At 56.2% G+C, this 552-nt stretch carries 1 rRNA gene; it reads right to left on the bottom strand.

Features of this window, described 5'->3' with window-relative positions:
- Positions 1-43: 43 nt before the first annotated feature.
- A 16S ribosomal RNA gene (locus DXK94_RS13190) occupies positions 44-552 on the bottom strand; the annotation flags it as partial.

Below are 552 nucleotides of genomic sequence, written 5' to 3'. Positions count from 1 at the left end.
CCACCACATACGCGGCAGACAGTGATTTGTAGGTGCTCCTTAGAAAGGAGGTGATCCAGCCGCACCTTCCGGTACGGCTACCTTGTTACGACTTAGTCCCAATCGCCAGTCCCACCTTCGACAGCTCCCTCCCACAAGGGGTTAGGCCACCGGCTTCGGGTGTTACCAACTTTCGTGACTTGACGGGCGGTGTGTACAAGGCCCGGGAACGTATTCACCGCAGCGTTGCTGATCTGCGATTACTAGCGACTCCGACTTCATGGGGTCGAGTTGCAGACCCCAATCCGAACTGAGACCGGCTTTTTGGGATTAGCTCCACCTCACAGTATCGCAACCCTTTGTACCGGCCATTGTAGCATGCGTGAAGCCCAAGACATAAGGGGCATGATGATTTGACGTCGTCCCCACCTTCCTCCGAGTTGACCCCGGCAGTCTCCTATGAGTCCCCACCATCACGTGCTGGCAACATAGAACGAGGGTTGCGCTCGTTGCGGGACTTAACCCAACATCTCACGACACGAGCTGACGACAACCATGCACCACCTGTAAACC

This window comes from Arthrobacter sp. RT-1 (genome assembly GCF_003367205.1).
Classification (GTDB): Bacteria; Actinomycetota; Actinomycetes; order Actinomycetales; family Micrococcaceae; genus Arthrobacter.
The sequence above is the reverse complement of the archived record's forward strand: the minus strand, read 5'-3'. Positions and strand labels throughout refer to the sequence as shown.